General features: G+C 55.2%; 16 protein-coding genes. All 16 read right to left on the reverse strand.

Annotated features, from left to right (window positions below; genetic code table 11):
• Positions 1-2 precede the first annotated feature (2 nt).
• Complete coding sequence (locus M655_RS16000; protein WP_005827361.1) at positions 3-812, reverse strand: purine-nucleoside phosphorylase; 810 nt, start codon at positions 810-812, stop codon at positions 3-5.
• Positions 813-872: 60 nt separating this feature from the next.
• Positions 873-2,045: a phosphopentomutase gene (gene deoB, locus M655_RS16005; RefSeq protein WP_007785537.1), complete on the reverse strand. Its 1,173-nt coding sequence runs from the start codon at positions 2,043-2,045 to the stop codon at positions 873-875.
• A 168-nt stretch (positions 2,046-2,213) separates the two neighbouring features.
• Positions 2,214-3,101, reverse strand: a complete 888-nt coding sequence (xerD, locus tag M655_RS16010; protein WP_005827359.1) for a site-specific tyrosine recombinase XerD — start codon at positions 3,099-3,101, stop codon at positions 2,214-2,216.
• 88 nt (positions 3,102-3,189) lie between these two features.
• Complete coding sequence (locus M655_RS16015; protein ID WP_005827357.1) at positions 3,190-3,429, reverse strand: YqzK family protein; 240 nt, start codon at positions 3,427-3,429, stop codon at positions 3,190-3,192.
• A gap of 57 nt (positions 3,430-3,486) precedes the next feature.
• Complete coding sequence (gene ald / locus M655_RS16020; protein WP_005827356.1) at positions 3,487-4,617, reverse strand: alanine dehydrogenase; 1,131 nt, start codon at positions 4,615-4,617, stop codon at positions 3,487-3,489.
• A 118-nt stretch (positions 4,618-4,735) separates the two neighbouring features.
• The gene (fur, locus tag M655_RS16025) at positions 4,736-5,200 is read right to left on the reverse strand and encodes a ferric iron uptake transcriptional regulator (RefSeq protein WP_005827355.1); all 465 of its coding nucleotides are present in this window, start codon (positions 5,198-5,200) and stop codon (positions 4,736-4,738) included.
• Between the two features lie 94 nt (positions 5,201-5,294).
• The gene (spoIIM, locus tag M655_RS16030; RefSeq protein ID WP_005827353.1) at positions 5,295-5,921 is read right to left on the reverse strand and encodes a stage II sporulation protein M; all 627 of its coding nucleotides are present in this window, start codon (positions 5,919-5,921) and stop codon (positions 5,295-5,297) included.
• Between the two features lie 66 nt (positions 5,922-5,987).
• On the reverse strand, positions 5,988-7,157 hold the full coding sequence (locus tag M655_RS16035; RefSeq protein WP_026557077.1) for an endonuclease Q family protein: 1,170 nt from the start codon (positions 7,155-7,157) through the stop codon (positions 5,988-5,990).
• Positions 7,157-7,720 (reverse strand): NUDIX domain-containing protein, encoded by a 564-nt coding sequence (locus M655_RS16040; protein WP_005827350.1) that lies wholly within the window; start codon positions 7,718-7,720, stop codon positions 7,157-7,159. The genes M655_RS16035 and M655_RS16040 overlap by 1 nt, the downstream gene beginning before the upstream one ends.
• A gap of 160 nt (positions 7,721-7,880) precedes the next feature.
• Positions 7,881-9,089 carry a DUF3866 family protein gene (locus M655_RS16045; protein ID WP_026557076.1) on the reverse strand — a complete coding sequence of 403 codons (1,209 nt, stop codon included), beginning with the start codon at positions 9,087-9,089 and terminating at the stop codon, positions 7,881-7,883.
• A 117-nt stretch (positions 9,090-9,206) separates the two neighbouring features.
• On the reverse strand, positions 9,207-10,331 hold the full coding sequence (locus tag M655_RS16050; protein WP_005827347.1) for a M20/M25/M40 family metallo-hydrolase: 1,125 nt from the start codon (positions 10,329-10,331) through the stop codon (positions 9,207-9,209).
• Positions 10,332-10,432: 101 nt separating this feature from the next.
• Positions 10,433-10,846, reverse strand: a complete 414-nt coding sequence (gene mce / locus M655_RS16055; protein WP_005827345.1) for a methylmalonyl-CoA epimerase — start codon at positions 10,844-10,846, stop codon at positions 10,433-10,435.
• Positions 10,847-11,216: 370 nt separating this feature from the next.
• Entirely contained in the window at positions 11,217-13,361 is a 2,145-nt protein-coding gene (locus tag M655_RS16060; protein WP_026557075.1) for a copper amine oxidase N-terminal domain-containing protein, read from the reverse strand.
• Between the two features lie 273 nt (positions 13,362-13,634).
• Complete coding sequence (locus tag M655_RS16065; protein WP_026557074.1) at positions 13,635-15,011, reverse strand: dihydrolipoamide acetyltransferase family protein; 1,377 nt, start codon at positions 15,009-15,011, stop codon at positions 13,635-13,637.
• Positions 15,012-15,032: 21 nt separating this feature from the next.
• A complete protein-coding gene (locus tag M655_RS16070; protein ID WP_005827340.1) occupies positions 15,033-16,016 on the reverse strand; it encodes an alpha-ketoacid dehydrogenase subunit beta in 984 nt (327 codons plus the stop codon).
• A 13-nt stretch (positions 16,017-16,029) separates the two neighbouring features.
• Positions 16,030-17,022 (reverse strand): thiamine pyrophosphate-dependent dehydrogenase E1 component subunit alpha, encoded by a 993-nt coding sequence (locus M655_RS16075; RefSeq protein WP_005827338.1) that lies wholly within the window; start codon positions 17,020-17,022, stop codon positions 16,030-16,032.
• Positions 17,023-17,038: the final 16 nt, after the last annotated feature.

A 17,038-nucleotide genomic window follows, 5' to 3' on the forward strand; every position in this document is an offset into this window, starting at 1 on the left:
CTTTACAGTTTGGCTACGATGCCGTTGACCAATGCCAGGAACTGCGTTTTTACTTTTTCGGTCGTCTCCATTACTTCATCGTGCGAAAGCGGCTGTTCGAGAATGCCTGCTGCCATGTTGCTGATGCACGAAATGCCCAGCACTTTTACTTTCATGTGGCGCGCGACGATCACTTCCGGAACAGTCGACATCCCTACGGCATCTCCGCCGAGCAGACGGAGCATGCGGATTTCCGCCGGCGTCTCGTAGCTTGGGCCAAGCAATCCTACGTACACGCCTTCGCGCAGCTTGATGCCTTGCTCGGACGCTACTTGATGCGCCAGTTGGCGCAGCTCTTTGGAGTACGCTTCGGACATGTCAGGGAAACGCGCGCCCAGCTCGTCGTCGTTTGGCCCGATCAGCGGGTTGCGGAAAGTCATGTTGATATGGTCGGAAATCAGCATCAGATCGCCCGGATCGTAACCTTCGTTAATGCCGCCCGCCGCATTGGTCACGATGATCGTCTCCACGCCCAAAAGCTTCATCACGCGGATCGGGAAAACGACTGCATCCAGCCCGTGGCCTTCGTAGAAGTGGAAACGGCCTTGCATCGCCACTACTTGTTTGCCTTGCAGCTTGCCGATGACGAGCTGCCCTTTGTGTCCGACTACCGTGGACACGGTGAAGCCCGGAATTTCGTGGTACGGAATGACGACCGGATTTTCGATCTCATCGGCCAAAACGCCCAGCCCGGAACCCAATACCAGCCCGATCGTCGGCTTTTCCGCCAGTTTTGGTTCGATAAACGCTACTGCTTCTTGCAAATTTGCCATATGTGAACACTCCTCTTCGGTTACGTTTCTTCTATATAAATATTTATAATCACTTAACCTTTATACACGATTCAGGAAGCTTTTTCCGATTGCCGGAGCGGCCACGCCAAAATTGTCCGCAATCGTCGCGCCGAGATCGGCAAATGTTTCGCGAATGCCCAAGTTTTCCCCTGTGCGTATGCCTTTGTGGTACACCAGGAGCGGAACGTATTCGCGCGTATGGTCGGTTCCGTGGTGGACCGGATCGTTGCCGTGGTCAGCGGTAATCACGAGCAGGTCGTTTTCTCGCATGGCGGCCAAAATTTCCGGAATGCGGGCATCGAACTCCATCAGCGCCTGGCCGTACCCTTCCGGATCGCGGCGATGTCCGAACTTCGCATCAAAGTCGACGAGGTTGACGAACGACAGACCTGTAAACGACTGCTTCATCGTGCCGATCAATTGGTCTACGCCATCCATGTTATCTTTGGTTCGGATCGACTGCGTGATTCCTTCCTCGGCATAAATGTCGCTGATTTTACCGATCGCGATCGAGGTCAGTCCGGCATCCTGCAAACGGTTCATCACGGTCGGCTCGAACGGCTTGACGGAGTAGTCATGGCGATTGGCGGTGCGTGTGAAGTTGCCCGGCTCTCCGACAAACGGTCTGGCGATCACGCGCGTCACGGCAAACTCATCCCGCAAAGTAAGCTCGCGCGCCACCTGGCAAATGCGATACAGCTCCTCCAACGGCACGATTTCCTCGTGGGCAGCCACCTGGAAAACGCTATCAGCAGACGTGTACACAATGACAGCCCCTGTTTTCATGTGCTCTTCGCCCAGCTCGTCGAGAATATCCGTACCGGAAGCGACTTTGTTTCCAAGCACCTTCCGCCCGATGCGCTGTTCAAATTCCGCGATCAGCTCGGCTGGAAAACCGTCCGGATACGTCCGAAACGGCGTTGCGACGTGCAAGCCCATAATCTCCCAGTGGCCTGTCGTCGTATCTTTTCCCATGGAAATTTCCTGCATTTTCCCATAGTGGGCGGCTGGAGCTTCCGCAGCAGGGACGCCTTTTAGCGGGGCAATATTTCCGAGCCCGAGCTTTTGCAGGTTCGGCAAAGCAAAGCCTGCGACGCGCTCCGCGATATGGCCGAGAGTGTTGGCTCCTTCATCGCGGAATTTGGGAGCATCTGGCTGTTCGCCGATTCCCACGCTATCCATAACGATCAGAAATACACGTGAATAACGCAATGTTAACGCCTCCAGTTCAAAAAATGGATAAAGTTTCATCCCAGGTCGTCAGACGTCTGACCTGATGGAGATAAGCTTGCTCCGCCTCGGACTCGGGCGGAGTCATCTGTGTTTCTTTTGTCTAGCGTTGTCGGGGGTATCTTCATCGTATCCCAAGCCGCATCGGCATTACGCTCGCGGATGCGTTTTGGCATAAATGTCCTTGATCCTCGTCCGGGTCACATGCGTGTAGATTTGTGTCGTGGAAATATCCGCATGCCCGAGCATCTCCTGTACCGAGCGCAAGTCCGCCCCGTTTTCCAACAGGTGGGTGGCAAAAGAATGACGCAAGGTATGCGGCGTAATCTCCGCCCGGATATTCGCTTTCGCGGCATAGCGCTTGATAATTTTCCAAAAGCCCTGACGCGTGATCTGCTTGCCCAAATGATTGAGAAACAAGGCTGACTCGCCCGTCCCCTTCACCAGCTTGGGACGTCCTGCCTGCAAATAGTGCCGGACCATCTGAATGGCGACGGAGCCAAGCGGAATAATCCGTTCCTTGGAGCCTTTTCCCATGCATTTGACAAAGCCCATATCCAGATTGACATCCGCTTTGTCCAGATTGACCAGCTCAGAGACGCGGATGCCTGTCGCATACAGCAGTTCCAGCATCGCCTTGTCCCGCAGCCCGGCCGGGTGATTGACAGGGGGACTGTCCAGAAGCCGCTCCACTTCGTCAACCGAGAGCACTTTTGGCAAGCGCTTTTCGATTTTGGGCGTCTCCAGGTGGATCGAAGGATCTTTGTCGATGATTTTGTCCCGAACGAGAAACTGGTAGAAAGCGCGAATGGATGCCATATTGCGCGAAAGCGTCGCGGTTGCCCGCCCCTTTTCCCGCAGGACGAGCAAGTAGCCGATGATGTGCGTCCGCGTTGATTCCTCGATCCGGGTCACGCCCTGCTCGTGCAAATACGAGGTATAGGCGACCATGTCCCGCTGATACGATTCCAGGGTGTTGCGCGATAGCCCCTTTTCCACAGCGAGGAAATGGATAAATAGATCAATCAGACTGTCCATGAAGCTGTCCCCTTCAGGTGATAAGTATCCTGTATTGCTTTCCACATCGAGTAAAAATCTCCTGCTGCCCGCACACAAAAAAGTGCATTTACTCTCCCGTCAAATAAAACAACTGCAACCGCGCGAGGTAGCCGTCCAGGTCCTGTGTTTGCGGGGAATTAATCAGTTTCACGACCTTCACGGCATTCCCGTGCGGCTCGTGGTATGGGTCGGCCGGCAGCAATTTTTCCGCAAGCAACGTGATGATACCGTAAGAGAGCAATGAGCACGTCACGAATAACAGCAAAAAGCGAAGCGCCTCCATCATCCGGCGATACGGGAACCCCATCTGTCCACCTCCCTGCTCTCTTCATATGTATGCACTTGTCTCTTCGCCCATGCGGCTCTACAGCGGAAGCTCCTGCAGCACATCGTCGAGCGGCGTGTACGGCAAGTTCAACGAACGGGCGACAGCCTCGTAAACGATATGTCCGTTTAGCACGTTGACCCCGCGCGCCAAGGCCCGATGCTGGGAAATCGCCGCCCGATACTCTTTGTTGGCGAGCAAAAGCCCGTACGGCAGCGTCACGTTGGACAACGCAATCGTCGAGGTGCGCGGTACCGCCCCTGGCATGTTGGCCACCGAATAGTGGACGACGCCATGCCGGACATACGTCGGGTCGCTGTGGGTGGATATGCGGTCGACCGTCTCGATGGAGCCGCCCTGATCGATTGCCACGTCGACAATGACCGAGCCAGGCGACATCGTCTTGACCATCTCCTCCGTGACCAGCCGCGGAGCGCGGGCGCCGGGAATGAGCACGGCTCCAATCAGTAAATCCGCGTCTTTTACCGCTTCGGCGATGTTGTAGGAGTTGGACATCAGCGTCTGCAGCCTGCCGCCAAACATTTCATCCAGTTCGCGCAGCCGGTTGGCGTTAATGTCGAGCAAAGTGACATTGGCCCCAAGCCCGATCGCCATTCGCGCCGCATTCGTCCCGACGATGCCCCCGCCTACAATGACGACGCGCCCAGGCAAAACACCGGGGACCCCGCCCAAAAGGACGCCTTTTCCGCCGTGTGGCTTCTCTAGAAACTGCGCCCCGATCTGAACGGACATCCTCCCCGCCACTTCGCTCATCGGCATGAGCAGCGGCAGTGCCCCGCTGTCGGTCTGGATCGTCTCGTAGGCGATTGCCACCACTTTTTTCGCCCGCAACTGCTCGGTCAGCTCCCGCTCCGGCGCGAGGTGCAGATACGTAAACAGAATCAGGTTTTCCCGGAAGTACGGGTACTCGTCAGGCAGCGGCTCCTTGACCTTGCAGATCATGTCGGCGTTTTTCCACACTTCCTCTGCCGACGGCTGAATTTCCGCCCCTGCTGCGGCATAGTCTTCATCGGTAAAGCCGGAGCCTACTCCCGCCTGCGTCTCTACCAGCACGCGGTGTCCTGCTTGCCTGTAGGAGCTGGCGCCAGCAGGAGTAAGCCCGACGCGGTTTTCGTTATTTTTGATCTCTTTCGGTACGCCAATAATCAAAAGCCATCTCGCCTCCTGTCTCCATGTACTGTTTTAGGATGCCACAGGAAAACGTCGGCCATTACAAAAGCGCCGAAAGAGAAAAGAAAAAAACTTCTCCGTTCCCAGAGAAGTTGGCTTATTTGAAGTCCTCCACGTTTACTTTGTCAATGCAGCGACCGCAAATCCCGTAAAAGGTAAGACGGTGGTCGGTAATAGCAAAGTTGTAAACATTCTTGACCTTTTCTTCTGCACTGACAAGCAAGTCTTCAAAAATCTCGTCCACAGTGCCGCAGTTGAGGCAAATGAGGTGATGGTGGTGGTAAGCCGCATTGTCATCGCGAAGGTCGTATCTGGCTACCCCATCGCCGAAGTTCATTTTATGAAGGATTTTCAAGTCGCTCAAAAGCTCAAGAGTTCTGTATACAGTCGCAAGCCCGATTTCCGGCGCTTTATCCTTCACCAGCAAATAAACATCTTCCGCACTCAAGTGATCTTCTTCATTTTCCAGCAAGACGCGAACAGTGGCTTCACGCTGTGGTGTCAGCTTGTAGTTTTGTGAATGCAACTGTTGCTTGATCTTCTCTAATTTTTCTTCCAACATTAATGCCCCTCCCCGCTCGCATGAAACCTGTTCCTATTATAGTAGAGGGGCGTCGAATAAGTCAAATGCATGAGTTCTTACCTGATAATTATTCTTAATTGAGCACGAGCTGCATCAGTCTCGGCGACACAAACGTCTCGAACAGAGCGGCCAGCGTCAGCACGCCCAGCATGGAAATGACCAGCACGGTATAGCCCATGAAATGCGGGGCAATGACATCGCGCTTGCTCAACAGCCGGGTCTGGATCAGCCGGAGAGAAAAAGAAATTCCGCTCACGCCGATGATGAACAGAGCCGGAACGACGAGCAAATTTTGCGGGAGTACGCCGAGCATGGCGAACGTCACGCCTTTCCACTGCAACTGGCTGACTAAAAAGCCGACGGTAAATCCGACGACGACTCCTTTGAGAAACAGCATCAGCAAAATCATCGGCAGGCCGATAATGGATAAGCCCAGCACCCACATGATCGCGACCGTTTTCGCATAATGCCCGAACGACTGCTGAAAATGGGCGCTCGTCTCCGGGATGCCGCTCGTGCTCAGGCTGTTAAAAAAATATTGCAGAAAACCGTACAGCTCCTGCTTTTGCGAAAGTGGCAGCGAGTTGACGAGCACGGCACCGAAAATAATCCCCATGGCAAACAGGACAATCGTAAACCAATAGAGCGACTGATGTTCTCTCATATAGGATTGGATAGTTTGTCCGACTCGTGAACGCACGGTTCGTCCCCTCCCGCTTCGCTGATTACTGTACAGCTTATGCGCCGGAGACGGGGGCTATGACAGTTAGGACAAGATCACCTTTCCGTAAGTTCCCGCGCCGCCTTTTTGCACGTTCAAACAACCTGCTCTGCCTGCCACGATCAGCTTGGCAATTTTTTCGCCGACGACATGTGCCAGTTCTTCCTCTGTCGCTCGGTGCACGACATTCATCTGCGTGCCAAACGCGTGATACAGCTTGGCGAGCAGCTTCGGCCCGACTCCCGGGATAAACTCGAGCGGAAACTGCTCGATATAAGGCGGGCGAAACGCAGGGTGCGCTCCGGCTTCCCGGTCTGCCAGATCGTCGATGCGCGCAGCCACGCCGCGCACGATCCGCTTGTGTCCGCACTCGGGACATCTCCCTTTTGCGTCTGCTGGCAAAAGCGACTGGCAGCCCTGGCAAGCGGTTTGGTGGTATTTGCCCAGTTGCGGATGCAGGCCGTAATTCACCGTCACCCCTCTGCCGCCCTCGCGGCGAATCGCTTTTGCCCACTCGGCGAACGAACGCGCTTCCATCGCGATGCTTTGATACTCTCGGCCGATTTTGCCGAGGGAGTGCGCATCGGAATTGGTGAGAAACGTTTTGGCGTGCAGCTCGGACAGCCGATCCGCCATGTCCGTATTCGCGCTCAGCCCAAGCTCTACAGCGTAGATGCGGGACGGGTCGAGCACATCCGCCAGCCGATCTGTACAGCTTCCGTACAGCCCTTTGTGCGGGGTGAAAATGTGCGCCGGAATGAGCATCCCGCCCAACTGTTCCACGGCATCCTGCAGCTCGCCAATCCGGGCAGCCACGCGCTGGGAGCTGAGCTGGACATTTTTGCAGCGCTCGGCAAGCCAGCGGGTCCATTGCTGCATGTTAGCCAGCCTCGGCAAGTAGACGAGGAAGTGAGCCGCTCCCCGCCCCGGCTCCTTGATTTCCAGCTCGCAGCCGAGAATCAGCATCGTCCCTTTGTATAAAATCCCTCCGTCCGCATGCTCCGTCGCCGCTCCCGCCTCCAACAGAGACATTAGCTCGTCCTGCACCTCCGGCGAATGCGCGTCGATAATCCCGATGACATCCATTCCCTTTTTTTCCGAAGCTTCCTCCAAAATTTTCGTCAAGGTCATCTGGCGCGACGCGGTAATTTTCACGGGCTTTCCGGTCCACGTTCCGCCTATGTGGATGTGCATGTCGCAAAAATAAGTCTGCATTACCCGTTCAACTGCTTTCGGAGCAGCATGTTCTCCCAGGCAAACAGCGCCACTACCGTTTTCGCATCGCGAATCTCCCCGCTGCGGTGCAAGGCGTGCGCTTCCTCCAGTGTCAGCTCAAGCGCGTCCACGAACTCATCCTCGTCCGGCTTGCTCTCGCCTTTTTTCAGCCCTGTCGCGACAAACACATGCAAAATCTCGTCGGCAAAGCCTGGCGAGGTGTAAAACGAGCTGAGCGGCTCGTAGTGGCTCGCCACATAGCCTGTCTCTTCTTCCAATTCGCGCTTGGCGCAAGTCAGTGGCTCTTCTCCCGGCTCCAGCTTGCCTGCGGGAATCTCGACAATCGTCTGCTCCAGCGGCTTGCGAAATTGCCGCACCGCCACCAGCTTGTTGTCATCCGTCAGCGCCATGACGGCAACCGCTCCCGGGTGATTGACGATCTCCCGCTTCGCTGTATGTCCGTTTGGCAAAAGCACCTCGTCGACCTTCAGACTGATAATCCGTCCCTCGTAAATCGGCTGGCTGGCAATCGTTTTTTCGTACAAGTGGTCTTGCTTGCTCACATTCATCATCCTTTTTTTCAGCTTGGTCGTTCTAATTCGATTCCTCGCTCCATAAGTTGGGAGCATAAAGCTTGTCCACACTCATTGTATCGGAGGAGATTGTGAATGAAAACCTATGTCAGCGAAAAGCAATTGCGGATGGTTGGAAAAGCATGGGAAATCAAGGCCGCTCTCCGCTCCTGGTCAAATAAAGAGCTAACGCTTCAAGAGTATTTGACGAAGCGGACAAACGCTGCTCGCCGCTGAGCGCCTCCGCCGGATACGACAGGCTTTTCCCCAAAAGATCGGCGGCCAAAACAGCCGTCTGAAACGGAACCGGGTCCTCTTGCCAGCTTCTGCCCATTGTGGAAAAGGACAAGCCGTAGCCTTTTTCCAGCGCATCGAGGCGCGCGACAGACGGCGCTGGTCCATATGCCAGCCTGTGTCCGGCCCGGCTGTCTGTAATCGCTGCGAGCTGCTCTTCGATAATCGCATCGCGCTCGTCGCCAAGCCGCGGCAACGTCACCAGCACGGGGCAGAGGGCAAATCTGCCGAGGATCGCAGTCGTATGATGGCTGATGCCGTAATGGCGGCTGCGCTGGTCGGCAAAGCTGATGCGCGGAATAAAAAAAGGCGTGCCTCCCAGTGCCGACACGGCATGAATCACTTCTGCCAACTGGACGCCGGAAAAACCGTAGGAAGTGCCCGTTCCCGCAACGCCCGGGCCAAGCATGCAGACGATGACATCGGCCCGCTCCACATGGCGCGCGGCCAGCAAACCGCTATGAATCGTCACCGCCTCGCGATCGCCGCCCCACGCATGTCCCGTCGTAATCGTCGCCGTCAAGTTGCCCGACCGGGACAACTGTTGGACGTGACGGCTAAGCGCAATCGGCAGCGAAGCCGCATCGGGCATGACATAGACTAACCGCAGTTGCGGATCGTTTTCTTTGAGCGCAAGTATTGCCGGCGGCAGCAGGCTGTGCAGCTCGCCGATGAGCACAGGCGTACCGTCCAGCGACAGGTCCGGCTGCCGAAACAAGTCGTGAAAAGGGCTGGCCTGTTCTTCGACCGCATCCACTGCCAACTGCCAGGGCGAATAGCGCATTTTCATAATATGTCCCCATTTGCTCGGCATGACGTCGCGGCTTGCCTCTTCCCCAGTCTTGCCGACGACCAGATGAAACCCGCCCGTCCCGAGTTGCAGGCGCAGCGCCGTCGTATTGAGCAGGAGCGTATCGCCGATGCGGTAGTCCTCCTGGGCAAACGAAAGTGCCTTCTGCGGGCCAGCTTCCTCCCCGGCGCAAGCAGCCAACTCGACCTCCAGCACTTGCATTCCCGCGTGCTTTTCTCCTATACGAATGACCGTGCCCGTCACCAGATACAGCATGCTCCTCCCCCTCGTCCCGCTCCTTCCTACAGTCTATGACAGACAACGTTTGTCCCAATCATCCATTCGCAAAAAAGCAAAAAGCGGAACCCCCATCGGGATTCCGCCAGCCTGTTCCTACTGTTCTTGTACTTCTGCGATGATAGCGAGCACCAGCTCGGCTGCTTTGTTCAGTTCAGCGATTGGCATGCGCTCGTTTTTCGTATGAATTTCCTCGTAGCCGATGGCAAAGTTCACGCTCGGGATGTTGTAGCCGTTGAACACGTTGCCGTCGCTGCCGCCGCCGCTTGCGACAAGCTCCGGATTGCGGTCAATGCGCTTGACTGCGCCGATCGCTTTTTGCACGACTGGCGTTTCTTCATTGAATTTGTAGCCGTGGTACATGAAGATGACGTTGTTCTCGCAAGTAGCGCCCATCTCGGCTGCCGCTTCCTCGAACGCTGTCGTCATTTTCTTCACTTGCGCTTCCAACTTGTCCATCACGAGACTGCGCGCTTCGGACCAGATTTCCACGTAATCGCTGACGATGTTGTACGCCTTGCCGCCTTCGAAACGCCCGATATTCGCGGTGGTATCCGCGTCGATGCGTCCCAGCGGCATGCGGGAAATCGCCTTGCTAGCAACGGTGATCGCGCTGATTCCATCCTCTGGGTTGACGCCAGCGTGAGCGGCTTTCCCATGGATTTTGGTGACGATACGGTACTGACCCGCACCTGCCACCGTAATTTTGCCGACAGGGCCTTCAGAGTCGAGAATGAAGCCCATCTCCGCCTTGAGCAAGCTTGCGTCCAACGCGCGGGAACCGACCAGACCGGATTCTTCCCCTACGGTCAAGACAACCTGGATCGTTGGATGGGGCAAGTTTTGTTCCTTCAGCGTGCGAATGCCTTCAAAAATAGCAGCAATCCCCGCCTTGTCATCCGCTCCGAGAATGGTCGTACCGTCAGAGTAGATGTAGCCATCGCGGATTTGCGGCTTGATGCCGTTACCTGGCACAACGGTATCCATGTGGCTGCTGAACAAAATCGCCGGACCGTTTCCTGTGCCTTCCAAGGTCGCAATCAAGTTGTTGGCGCCATGGCCTGTCTTCGCTGCTGCGTCATCCTCTTCGACCGTAAAGCCCATCTCGATCAGCTTTTGTTTCAGCACCTTGTGGATGGCTGCCTCGTTTTTCGTTTCGCTGTCAATCTGCACGAGCTCCAGAAACTCGTTTAGCAAACGTTCTTCGTTGATCGCACTCACACTCGTTACCTCCCGATTACTTGCCCGATTTTGGTACATATTCACAAGTTCCAGTATACCGCAAAAAAATTTTTTCTACTACGAAATCGCTCGCGATTCTTTTACGCTTTTGGATACTGGCACAGCTCGTACAGGACGCCGCCCGTTGCCTTCGGATGCAAAAATCCGATCAGAGCGTCGTGCGCACCGGCTTTCGGCACTTCGTGAATGAGCGCCACTCCCTGCTCCTTCAACTGCTGCAATCGGCTTGCCACGTCATCTACGTCGAATGCGATATGGTGCACCCCTTCGCCCCGCTTTTCGATGAACTTGGCAATCGGGCTGTCCGCCGAAAGCGGTTCCAACAGTTCGATCCGGCTTTCTCCGATCGCCAAAAACGCTACGTTTACTTGCTCACTCTCGACTTTTTCCGTCCCAACCAATGTCAAGCCCAACTGCTCGGTGTAAAAAGGGAGCGACTGCTCCAGACTTTTTACCGCAATTCCGATATGGGCAATCTTGTTTGGTGCGCTCACAGCCATCATCCTTTTCGCAAATGGTTGTCTCTTCGGCTACATTTCGGTACAATCCTGTTGAGGTCACGCATTCGTGTTAAAGCTAAAAAAACAATCAAGGTTGTTCTCTTTTCATTCTAGCATAGCTAGAGTCGAAATTACCTGATATTTTCCTCTCATTTGGTCATTTTCCGATCTGAAAGGAGGTTTTTCCACCGTGAAATTTCAGTCGCTGTTTGCGAAAATCCTAATTGGCTTGCTGATTCTCTCCCTCGTTGTGCCTACGTTTTTTTACTACCTGTAAACGCCTGCGGGTACGCCAAAAACCCCCTGCCGCAGCCAACATGCTGCGCAGGGGGTTTTTCCGTTCTACAGTAATGCTTGCCTGTTTTTACTTGTAAACGAAGACGCTGGATGTCTTCGCATCCCAGCCTACTTTGTAGCCGAGGTTGTCGGTTACGGTGCGAACCGGGATCATTGGCATTCCATTTTTCAGCACGACAGGCGTAGGCAGGGTGATTTCCTGGTTGCCCACTCTTGCTTTGTTGGAGCCAACGGTGAACTTCATCACTTTTGTTCCGCTGATGATCGCCACAGTGGAATTGTTCCATTGGGTGGTCAGCGCGAGCGCTTCCTTGAAGAATTGCGCTGGTACCATTGTCGTATTGCCGTTTGCGATATAAGGCGCTACTTGCAATGGATAGGTTTTACCGTGCAAGGTGAAGTTCGCTGTATTCACCTTGAACAGCGCTGCATTCGTCGGCACGGTCACGGCTGGCTGTTGCGGCTGTGGTGTCGGCTGCGGCGCTGGTTGAGCCGGAGCTGGCATTCCGACGCCTACTGCGCGCGCAAACAGCAATCCTTTTTCTTCAGACGTAAAGACGCTGATGCTGTATGTGTTTTTCACAGCAGGGTTTACGATGTTGGCAGCAGCATTGATGCTGATGTTTGCCGCTGTCGCTGCCGGAATGTCTTGCGAAGGGTAAATCAGCACGTTTTGGCCGCGCACCGCTACGTAGTTGGCGGCTACGCCGTTCACGGTTACGTTTGCCGGAGCGATGTACGCCGGAACCTTGTAACCTGCCGGGAACACAAGCTCCACGAAGTCGCGCTGCTTCACAAGTCCTACGCCGAGACCTTTGATCGCCACATTGACACCTGTCGGCTTGCCAAGCGCTGTCGAGGTCAGCGCGATGGTCGCTGTGCTGTTATTCACCGTGTTGTTCGGTGTTGGTGTCGGAGTAGGTGTTGGCGCCGGGTTCGGTGTCGGATTGACAACAGAACCGCCAATCGTGAACGACTTGGACTCCAAAGTCCGGCCAGCGGCTGTCGCCTTCAAGGTGTAGCTGCCCGCTGTTTTCGGGTTGGTGATCCAGGCAGAGAAGGAAACGACTACTTTTACTTCGCTGGTGGCAGAGAAGTTGGACGGAGCCGTAATGTACACCTTGTTGCCGGAAGCGCTGACTCGCTTGGCCGTTTTGCCGTTCAAGGTAAAATCAGAGGCAGACAGAATGCCTGGAACCATATCGGCAGACGGGAATTCCAGAACGAGCTCTTCGTCCGCTTTCAACTGTTTGCTGCCGAAGTCGGCGTCAAAGGTGTAGCTGGAACGCGCTCCCGCAGACGGGTCGGACAGGTTGACCGTAAAGCTGTTGGTCGCTGTGCTGGTGCTGGAACCGGATTTGGTGATTTCGAACTGTTCAGATTCGTATGTAACACCATCGTATTTGACTTTGTACGTGTATTTGCTGCCAGCGCTAGGGTTTTCGATGCCAGCAGACTTGCTGAATTCGAGGGTGATGTAATCATCGCCGGCAACGGAGCTTGGAACCTTGATTTCCACCTCGTCATCTTTTACGCTGACGGTTTTCACCGAGTAGCCGTTCAACTTGACATCGCCCGCGTCGATTTTGGACGGCAGCATGTCTTCATCCGGGAAAATGACGGTGATGTACTCGTTGGTTTCCAGCTCGTCGCTGCCTTTCAGCGAGATTTTGCCCAGCTTGACGCTTGTCGCTTCGCCCGCTGCCTTGCTGCTGAGCGATACGGAGTAGTCCTTGCTGGAGCTGGAACTGCTGGAGCTGCTTTTGATCGTGACTTCGCCGTATTCTTCATCTTCGCTGCTGGTTGATACATATACGTCATAAGTTCCCTTGTCTTCCGGGTTTGTAATGCCGTCTTCGATCGTAATAGTAACCTTGTCGCCCTCTTCAAGATCTTCGTTCAATGTAATGATGACTTTTTTGCCGCTTGCTTTTGCGCTTTTGACTTTGAAGCTTGCATCTATATCGCTTGAACTGATGCTTTTGCTCACGGTATATTCGGAATCAAACTCAATCGTAATGGTATCTCCCTTGGTCAGATCCTCTTCCAACGTAAAGCTGATGTCGTAAGAGCTATCCTTGTCAGCCCCATCGTTGTCCGCTTTGACGCTCACTTTTTTCAAAGCATGGGCTTCTTGCGGTACAGCGACAAAAGGTGTAGCGGCCAGCGCTGATGCCAGCACTATTGGCAGTGCTTTTTTACTCTTCTTCATGTTTTTCCTCCCACATTTACCTATAATCTGGAAATCATTCTCTAGCAGGTCGCTACCAGTCTACCATAAATGATATCTGGAGGGAATCTCTTCTAAGGAAGATAAGAGACTCCTTGGCTACTATTGCTAAGACGCATTCACCCGGGAAAAAGTTACATGTAAAAATCGTTCATCGGAAAATTTTTTTGCTGGCGAATGCCCCTCTCTTCGGCAGCCATAAAAAAACCAGGCCGGACCCGACCTGGTTGGCGTTGCTCGCTTTTTGGCGAGCGATCAGTACAGCTTCGTATCCGGGCCGATGCTCTCCAGCTTTTGCTTGACGCTTTGCAGGAAGCGTCCGCAAATGAGTCCATCGAGCACGCGGTGATCCAAAGACATGCACAGGTTCACCATGGAACGCACGGCGATCATGTCGTTGATGACGACCGGACGCTTCACGATTGATTCCACGCTGAGAATTGCCGCTTGCGGCGAATTGATGATCGGCTGCGACAAAACGGAGCCAAACGAGCCAGTGTTGTTGACGGTAAACGTACCGCCCGTCATGTCGTCCATCGTCAGCTTGCCGGCGCGTGTGCGTGCAGCCAGATCGTCGACAGCCTTGGCGATGCCGAGAATCGACTTCTGGTCGGCGTCCTTGATGACCGGAACGTAAAGCGCGTCCTCTGTCGCGACCGCAATGGAAATATTGATGTCTTTTTTCACGATGATTTTGTCGTTCGCCCATGTCGAGTTAATCATCGGGTATTCTTTCAGCGCTTCGACAACCGCCTTGATAAAGAACGGCAGGAAGGTGAGGTTGAGCCCTTCTTTTTTCGCAAACTCGGCTTTTGCCTGGTTGCGGAAGTTGACCAGATTGGTCACGTCCACCTCGATCATCGTCCAGGCATGTGGCGCCTCGTGCTTGCTTTGCACCATCCGGTTGGCGATCGTCCGGCGAATTGGCGTTACCGGAACGAGCTGATCGCCAGTCGCAACCGGAATGTCGACGGAAGGTGCTGGCGTCGCAGCAGGCGCTGTCGGAGCCGGAGCTGCTGTCGGAGCCGGAGTTGCAGCCGCTGGAGCAGGAGTCGCTGCCACAGGTGGTTGTGCAACTGCCTCTGCCACTGGCTCAGCCGGCTTTTGGCCGCCCGCGTCAATGATCGCTTGCACGTCTTTGCGCGTAATCCGTCCGCCTGCGCCTGTTCCCACGACGCGGGACAGATCAATACCATGCTGCTGCGAGAGCATCACGACGGCAGGCGAATAGCGCTGCTTCGTCCCGTCGTTTCCAGCCGCTTGCCGGGCTGCCGGAGCGGATGGTACAGCGGGTGCTGCTGCCGGAGCACTCGGTGCGGTGCTCGCCTGAATCGCCGCAGAAGCTGGTGCTGGCGCCTCTGCTGCTGCCGGGCTGGCAGACTCGCCTGCTGCACCACTTTCTTCTATATATAGGATCAATGTCCCGACCGCTACCGTTTCTCCTTCGGGAACGACGATCTCCGCGACTCGTCCGGATACGGTGGAAGGAACCTCCGCATTCACCTTGTCTGTCGTCACTTCCGCCAACGGATCGTATTTTTTGACGGTGTCGCCAACATTGACCAACCATTTGCTGATGGTCCCCTCGGTCACACTCTCGCCGAGCTGGGGCATAAGTACTTTCGTTGCCATGATCTTTGGTCCTCCTCGCCTTTAAAAGTTGGCCAACTCGCGCATTGCTTCCAATACTTTTTCCGGGTTGAGCATGAAAAATTTCTCCATCGGCGGGCTGTACGGCATCGCAGGTACATCCGGTCCGCACAGACGCTTGATCGGCGCATCCAGATCGAACAGGCAATGCTCAGCCACGATTGCCGCTACCTCTCCGCCGACGCCACCCTCCTTGTTGTCCTCATGCACGATCAGCACTTTTCCGGTCTTGGACGCCGCTTCGACAATCGCTTCCTTGTCCAGCGGGTACAGCGTGCGCAAATCGAGAACGTGCGCGCTGATGCCTTCCTGTGCGAGCTTCTCGGCTGCTTGCAGGCAGAAGTGCAGGGCAAGGCCGTAGGAAATGACGGTGATGTCCGTACCTTCCCGTTTGACATCTGCTTTTCCGATCGGCAGCACGTAGTCATGCTCCGGCACTTCACCTTTGATGAGACGGTAGCAGCGCTTGTGCTCGAAGAACAGCACCGGGTCCTCGTCGCGAATGGCCGCCTTGAGCAGACCTTTTGCATCGTACGGAGTGGAAGGCGCCACGACCTTCAAGCCGGGAACATTCGTAAACATCGCCTCAACCGACTGCGAGTGGTAGAGCGCGCCGTGTACGCCGCCGCCGAACGGAGCGCGGATCGTGATCGGGCAATTCCAGTCGTTGTTGGAGCGATAGCGCATTTTCGCCGCTTCGCTGACAATCTGGTTCACGGCCGGCATGATGAAGTCGGCAAACTGGATTTCAGCAATCGGGCGCATGCCGTAAGCCGCCGCCCCGATCCCTACTCCGACAATCGCGGATTCTGCGAGCGGCGTATCAATCACGCGCGCCTCGCCGAACTCTTCAATCAATCCGTTGGTCGCACGGAACACGCCGCCGCGCACCCCGACGTCTTCACCGAGGACAAATACATTCGGATCGCGACGCATCTCTTCGCGCATCGCCATCGTAATCGCATCAATAAACGAAATGACTGCCATGAAAGTTCCCCCCTTAGTTCCCGTAGACGTGTGTCAATGTCGATTCAGGTGTCGGATACGGAGCGTTTTCCGCGTACTCGGTCGCCTCGTCTACTTCGAGCTGCACACGCGCCAGCATATCCGCTTCTGTATTTTCATCAAGCAAGCCGATTTCTCGCAAATAAGCGGCAAAAACGATCAGCGGATCTTTTTTCTTCGCTTCTTCTACCTCTTCCCGCGTGCGATACACGCGGTCGTCGTCGTCGCTGGAGTGCGGTACCAGACGATACATCACCGCTTCGATCAATGTCGGCCCTTCGCCGCGGCGAGCGCGGTCCACCGCTTCCTTCATGACGCGGTACACTTCAATCGGATCGTTGCCGTCTACGCTGACGCCCGGGAAGCCGTAGCCAATCGCCCGGTCTGCTACGCTTTCGCAAGCGAGCTGCTTTTTCAGCGGAACGGAGATCGCGTATTTGTTATTTTCACAGAAAAAGATGACCGGGAGCTTGTGCACGCCCGCGAAGTTGGCTCCCTCGTGGAAATCCCCCTGGTTGCTGGAGCCTTCGCCGAAGGAGGTGTACACGACAAAGTCTTTGTTTTGCATTCTGCCTGCCAGCGCCATGCCGACTGCGTGCGGAACTTGTGTCGTTACCGGGCTGGAGCCTGTCAGGATGTTGTATTTTTTACCGCCGAAGTGCCCTGGCATCTGGCGTCCGCCGCTGTTCGGGTCTTCTGCCTTGGCAAAAGCGGAGAGCATGCAGTCACGCGCCGTCTGGCCGAATACGAGCACCAGACCGAGGTCGCGGTAGTACGGGCACAAGAAATCTTTGTCTGTCTCCAGCGCGAAAGCCGCCCCTACCTGAGCCGCCTCCTGCCCCTGGCAAGAAATGACGAACGGCACTTTGCCCGCTCGATTCAACAGCCACTGGCGCTCGTCAATTTTTCGCGCGAGCAGCATGTAATAGTACATATCCAAGACTTGCGCATCAGTCAAACCAACTTGTTCATGCCGTTTGGTTGTCATCGTGGATACCCTCCTT

This window comes from Brevibacillus sp. NSP2.1, assembly GCF_000470975.2.
In the GTDB taxonomy this organism is placed as follows: Bacteria; Bacillota; Bacilli; order Brevibacillales; family Brevibacillaceae; genus Brevibacillus; species Brevibacillus agri.

Coding starts and splice junctions, on each gene's coding strand:
- M655_RS16070 (WP_005827340.1), bottom strand. CDS start 16,016: ATGGCAGTCATTTCGTTTATTGATGCGATTACGATGGCGATGCGCGAA.
- M655_RS16000 (WP_005827361.1), bottom strand. CDS start 812: ATGGCAAATTTGCAAGAAGCAGTAGCGTTTATCGAACCAAAACTGGCG.
- M655_RS16035 (WP_026557077.1), bottom strand. CDS start 7,157: ATGCAGACTTATTTTTGCGACATGCACATCCACATAGGCGGAACGTGG.
- fur (WP_005827355.1), bottom strand. CDS start 5,200: ATGTTGGAAGAAAAATTAGAGAAGATCAAGCAACAGTTGCATTCACAA.
- M655_RS16060 (WP_026557075.1), bottom strand. CDS start 13,361: ATGAAGAAGAGTAAAAAAGCACTGCCAATAGTGCTGGCATCAGCGCTG.
- M655_RS16065 (WP_026557074.1), bottom strand. CDS start 15,011: ATGGCAACGAAAGTACTTATGCCCCAGCTCGGCGAGAGTGTGACCGAG.
- xerD (WP_005827359.1), bottom strand. CDS start 3,101: ATGGACAGTCTGATTGATCTATTTATCCATTTCCTCGCTGTGGAAAAG.
- M655_RS16015 (WP_005827357.1), bottom strand. CDS start 3,429: ATGGGGTTCCCGTATCGCCGGATGATGGAGGCGCTTCGCTTTTTGCTG.
- M655_RS16075 (WP_005827338.1), bottom strand. CDS start 17,022: ATGACAACCAAACGGCATGAACAAGTTGGTTTGACTGATGCGCAAGTC.
- M655_RS16045 (WP_026557076.1), bottom strand. CDS start 9,089: ATGCTGTATCTGGTGACGGGCACGGTCATTCGTATAGGAGAAAAGCAC.